The organism is Sphingomonas sp. FG14, assembly GCF_057809675.1.
This window is the reverse complement of sequence record NZ_JBMDKK010000043.1, coordinates 1-6,244: the sequence shown is the minus strand read 5'-3', so window position 1 is coordinate 6,244 and position 6,244 is coordinate 1. Positions and strand designations below refer to the sequence as shown.

At 66.8% G+C, this 6,244-nt stretch carries 1 protein-coding gene; it reads left to right on the top strand.

Annotated features, from left to right (window positions below):
• Positions 1-6,244 (top strand): Ig-like domain-containing protein (locus tag ACODTA_RS30125; RefSeq protein WP_489071353.1); only part of this gene is annotated, 6,244 nt, incomplete at both ends.

Sequence of the window (6,244 nt, the reverse complement as noted above, 5' to 3'; positions counted from 1 at the left end):
ACCACCATGGCGAACGGTTCGGGAGCCTGGTCGTTCACGCCGACAACGGCGCTGGCGCAGGGCGCCCATAGTTTCACCGTGACTGCGACCGATCCGGCCGGCAATGCCAGTGCGCCATCGGCAGCCTATGCGGTAGCGATCGATACCGCAGCGCCAGCAGTGCCCGCGATCGGCACGGTTACCGACGATATCGCGCTGATCACTGGAACGGTCGCCAATGGCGGATCCACCAACGATACGCGCCCGGCGATTTCGGGCACCGGCGCGGAGGCCGGGGCGACCATTTCGATCTACGACAATGGCACGCTGCTTGGCACCACCATGGCGAACGGTTCGGGAGCCTGGTCGTTCACGCCGACAACGGCGCTGGGGCAGGGTGCGCACAGCTTCACCGTCACCGCCACCGATGCCGCCGCCAACGCCAGCGCGCCTTCGGCCGCCTATGCGGTGACGATCGACACAGCGGCGCCGGCGACGCCGGTGATCAACCCCACCGATGGCGGGGTGGTGACTGGTACAGCCGAGCCCGGTGCGACGATCAATCTCGACACCGACGGCAATGGCAGCGCCGAGGTGACGGTGCCGGTCGACGGATCGGGCAACTGGAGCTACACGCCGGCGACGCCGATCCCGGATGGCACGACGATCACCGCGACAGCCTCCGACCCCGCCGGCAACACGTCCGGTCCGGCGAGCACCATTGTCGATGACGACATCGTGCCTGCCGCGCCGGTGATCACGACGATCACCGACGATGTCGGCACGGTCACCGGCGTCGTCGCCAATGGCGGCGTGACCGACGACACGCGCCCGGCAATCGCCGGCACCGGCGCCCAGGCGGGCGCGAGCATCTCGGTCTATGACAACGCCGTGCTCCTTGGCACGACGACGGCTAACGGCGCGGGTGTGTGGAGTTTCACGCCGGCCACCGCGCTCGGCCAGGGCGGGCATAGCTTCACCGCGACCGCGACTGACAGCGCGGGCAATGTCAGCGCACCTTCGGCCGCTTATGCGGTGACGATCGACACCGCCGCGCCGACTGTTCCAACCATCGGCGCGGTGACCGACGATGTCGGTGCGGTGACTGGCGTTGTCGTCAATGGCGGCACGACCGACGATACGCGTCCGGCGATTTCGGGCATCGGTGCCGAGGCCAATGCCACCATTTCGGTCTACGATAACGGCACATTGCTCGGCACGACGGCGGCCGATGGTTCGGGCGCATGGAGTTTCACGCCCGTGACCGTGCTGGGTAACGGCGCGCACAGCTTCACCGTGACCGCGACCGATAGCGCCGGCAATGTCAGCGGACCCTCGGCCGCTTATGCGGTCGTTGTCGATACGTCCGCACCCGGCGTTCTTGTGATCGCTTCGGTGACCGATGATGTCGGCGCGGTGACGGGTGTTGTCGCCAATGGCGGATTTACCGACGATACGCGCCCGGCGATCGCCGGAATCGGCGCGGAGGCGGGTTCGACCATTTCGGTTTACGACAATGGCACGCTGCTGGGTACGACGACGGCCGACGGCTCGGGTGCGTGGAGCTTCACGCCGACGACCGCACTGGGCCAGGGCGCACACGGCTTCACAGCGACCGAGACCGATGGCTCGGGCAATGTCAGCGCGCCGTCGGCCGCTTATGCGGTGACGATCGACACGGCCGCACCGATCGTGCCCGCGATTGGATCGGTGACTGACGATGTCGGCGCGGTGACGGGCGTTGTCGCCAATGGCGGCGTGACGGATGATACGCGTCCGGCGATCGCCGGCACGGGCGCCGAGGCGGGCGCGATCATTTCGGTTTACGACAATGGCACATTGCTCGGCACGACGACGGCCAATGGTTCCGGAGCCTGGTCGTTCACGCCGACAACCGCGCTGGGGCAGGGCGCGCATAGTTTCACCGTCACGGCGTCTGATGCGGCGGGCAATGCCAGTGCACCCTCCGCAGCTTATGCCATCACCGTCGATACAGCCGCACCGGCGGTGCTGACGATCGGATCGGTCACCGACGATGTCGGCGCGATCACCGGTGTCGTTGCCAATGGCGGCACGACCGACGATACGCGCCCCGCGATCGCCGGCACTGGCGCCGAGGCCAACGCGACGATTTCGGTCTATGACAATGGCACATTGCTCGGCACGACGACGGCCGATGGTTCGGGCGCGTGGAGCTTCACGCCGGCAACCGCGCTAGGCAACGGCGCGCACAGCTTCACGGCCACCGCGACGGACACGGCGGGCAACGTCAGCGCGCCGTCTGCCGCCTATGCGGTGACGATCGATACGGCTGCTCCCGGAGCTCTGATGATCGGATCGGTGACCGATGATGTCGGCCCGGTCACAGGTGTGGTCGCCAATGGCGGCACCACCGACGATACTTTGCCGGCGATTTCAGGCACCGGCGCCGAGGCTGGATCGACCATTTCGGTTTATGACAATGGCACGCTGATCGGCACGACGACGGCCAATGGCTCGGGCGCCTGGAGCTTCACGCCGGCGACGGCGCTTGGCCAGGGCGCCCATAGCTTCACGGCGACCGAAACCGACACGATCGGCAATGTCAGTCTGCCCTCGGCCGCCTATGCGATCACGATTGATACGATGGCTCCCGCGATCCTGACGATCGGCGCCGTCACCGACGATGTCGGCGCGGTCGTTGGCGTCGTCGCCAATGGCGGTACCACCGATGATACGCGTCCGGCGATCTCGGGAACGGGCGCCGAAGCCAATGCCACCATCTCGGTATACGACAACGGCACGTTGCTCGGCACGACCATGGCGAACGGTTCCGGTGCATGGAGCTTCACGCCTGCGTCCGCGCTTGGGCAGGGCGCGCATAGCTTCACCGTGACCGCGGCCGATGCCGCGGGCAATTTGAGCGGGCCTTCGGCACCTTATGTGGTGACGGTGGATACCGCCGCACCGACGGTGCCGGCGATCGGCGCGGTGACCGACGATGTCGGTGCGGTGACGGGTGTCGTCGCCAATGGCGGAGCCACCGACGACACGCGCCCGGCGATTTCCGGAACGGGTGCCGAAGCCAATGCCACAATCTCGGTCTACGACAATGGCACATTGCTTGGCACCACGAGTGCCGACGGTTCGGGTAGCTGGTCGTTCACGCCTGCGTCCGCGCTTGGGCAGGGTGCGCACAGCTTCACCGTGACCGCGACCGATCCGGCCGGGAATATCAGTGGGCCCTCCGCTGCCTATCTGGTGACGATCGATACGGCGACACCGGGCGTTCCGGCGATCGGCTCGATCACTGATGATGTCGGCGCGATCACCGGTGTTGTCGCCAATGGCGGCACCACTGATGATTCCCGGCCGACGATCACAGGCACGGGCGCCGAAGCCAACGCAACGATCTCGATCTACGACAATGGTACGCTGATCGGCACGACGACGGCCAATGGCTCGGGTGCGTGGAGCTTCACGCCTGGAGCCGCGCTGGCGCAGGGCGCGCACAGCTTCACGGCGACTGCGACTGATGCCGCCGGTAATGCCAGCGCGCCATCGGCCGCCTATGCTCTGACGATCGATACGACTCCGCCCGGCGTGCCGGTGATTGGTTCGATCACCGACGATATAGGCACGGTGACTGGCATCGTCGCCAATGGCGGATTCACCGACGATACGCGCCCGGCGATCGCTGGCGGCGGCGTCGAGGCCAATGCGACGATCTCCATCTACGATAACGGCGCGTTGCTCGGTACGACCACCGCCAATGCGAGCGGCGCGTGGAGCTTCACGCCGGCGACGGCGCTGGGACAGGGCGCGCATAGCTTCACCGCGACCGCAACCGACGCCGTCGGAAATGTGAGCGGACCGTCGACCGTCTATGCGGTGACGGTCGATACGGCTCCCCCGGCCGCACCCGTGATCAATCCGACCAATGGCGGCGCCGTCACCGGCACCGCCGAACCCGGAACGACCCTGAATCTGGATGTGGACGGCAATGGCAGCTTCGACGTGACTGTACCCGTCGATGCGTCCGGGAATTGGACCTATACGCCGCCCACGACGATCCCCGACGGTACGACGGTGATCGCGACCGCGACCGATGCGGCGGGCAACATGTCCGGCCCGGCCAGCACCATAGTCGACGACGGTGCACCGCCTGCCGCGCCGGTGATCACCTCGATCACCGACGATGTCGCACCGGTTGTTGGCGCGGTCGCCAATGGCGGTTCGACCAACGATACGATTCCCGTGATCGTCGGGGCGGGCGCCGTCGCCAATGCGACCATCTCGGTCTACGATAACGGCACGTTGCTCGGTACGACCACCGCCAATGCGAGCGGCGCGTGGAGCTTCACGCCGGCGACGGCGCTGGGCCTGGGCGCGCACAGCTTCACCGCGACCGCGACGGTTGGAGGGAACACCAGTTCCGCCTCTTCCGCTTATGCGGTGACCATCGATACCGCGACGCCTGGAGTTCCCGCGATCGGTTCGATCACCGATGATGTCGGGCCGGTGACCGGGACTGTCGCCAATGGTGGTTCGACCGACGATACGCGTCCGACGATCACGGGCTCCGGCGCGGAGGCCAATGCGACCATCTCCGTCTATGACAACGGCACGCTGATCGGTACGACCACGGCGAATGGCGCCGGCGTGTGGAGCTTCACGCCGGCGACGGCGCTGGGACAGGGCGCGCACAGCTTCACCGTCACCGCGACCGATGCCGCCGGCAATGCCAGTGCCCCTTCGGCCGCTTATGTGATCACTGTCGACATCGCCGCGCCCGCGATTCCGGTGATCGGATCGGTGACCGACGATGTCGGTGCCGTCACGGGCGTCGTCGCCAATGGCGGGTCCACCGACGATACGCGTCCGGCGATTGCCGGCTCGGGCGCCGAGGCGAATGCGACGATTTCCGTCTACGACAATGGCACATTGCTGGGCACGACCACGGCCAATGGTTCCGGCGCATGGAGCTTCACACCGGCGACGGCGCTGGGGCAGGGCGCGCACAGCTTCACCGTCACCGCGACCGATGCCGCAGGCAATGTCAGTGGACCGTCCGCAGCCTATGCCGTCACCATCGATACGGCTGCGCCGACGGTGCCGGTGATCGGATCGGTGACCGACGATGTCGGCGCGGTTGTCGGCATCGTCGCCAATGGCGGGTTCACCGACGATACGCGTCCCGCGATCGCCGGTACGGGGGCGGAAGCCAACGTGACGATCTCGGTTTATGACAATGGCACATTGATCGGCACCACCACGGCCAACGGTTCGGGTGCATGGAGTTTCACGCCGGCGACGGCACTGGGCCAGGGCGCGCACAGCTTCACGGTGACCGCGACCGATGGCGCGGGCAATGTCAGTGTGCCTTCGGCAGCCTATGCGATCACAATCGATACGGCAGCTCCAGGCGTTCCGGGGATCGACTCGGTGACCGACGATGTCGGGACGGTGATCGGCATCGTCGCCAAGGGTGGGGTTACCGACGATACGCGTCCGGCGATCGCAGGCATGGCGGCAGAGGCCAATGCGACCATCTCTGTCTATGACAATGGTACACTGATCGGCACGACGACGGCGAATGGTTCCGGCGCGTGGAGTTTCACGCCGGCGACGGCGCTGGGTCAGGGTGCCCACAGCTTCACCGTCACCGCGACTGATGCCGCCGGCAATGTCAGCGCTTCGTCCGCGCCCTATGCGGTGACGATCGACACGACCGCGCCGGCCGTGCTCACGATCGCCTCCGTCACCGACGATGTCGGTGCGGTCGTCGGCGTCGTCGCCAATGGCGGCGTGACCGACGATACCCGTCCGGCGATCGCGGGTACCGGCGCCGAAGCCAATGCCACCATCTCGGTCTACGACAATGGCACGCTGATCGGCACGACCACCGCCAATGGTGCGGGCGCCTGGAGCTTCACGCCGATCACGGCGCTGGTCCAGGGCGTGCACAGCTTCACCGTCACCGCGACCGATAATGCGGGCAATGCAAGCGCGCCGTCGGCCGCCTATGCTGTGACGGTCGATACGGCGTCGCCGACGGTGCCGGTGATCGGTTCGGTGACCGATGATGTCGGGACTGTGATCGGCGTTGTCGCCAATGGCGGCGTGACCGATGACACGCTCCCGGCAATCGCAGGTACCGGCGCCGAAGCCAATGCGACGATCTCGGTCTATGACAATGGCAGCCTGATCGGCACCACCACCGCGAACGGGTCGGGTGCGTGGAGCTTCACCCCCGCGACGGCGCTGGGCCAGGGCGCGCACAGCT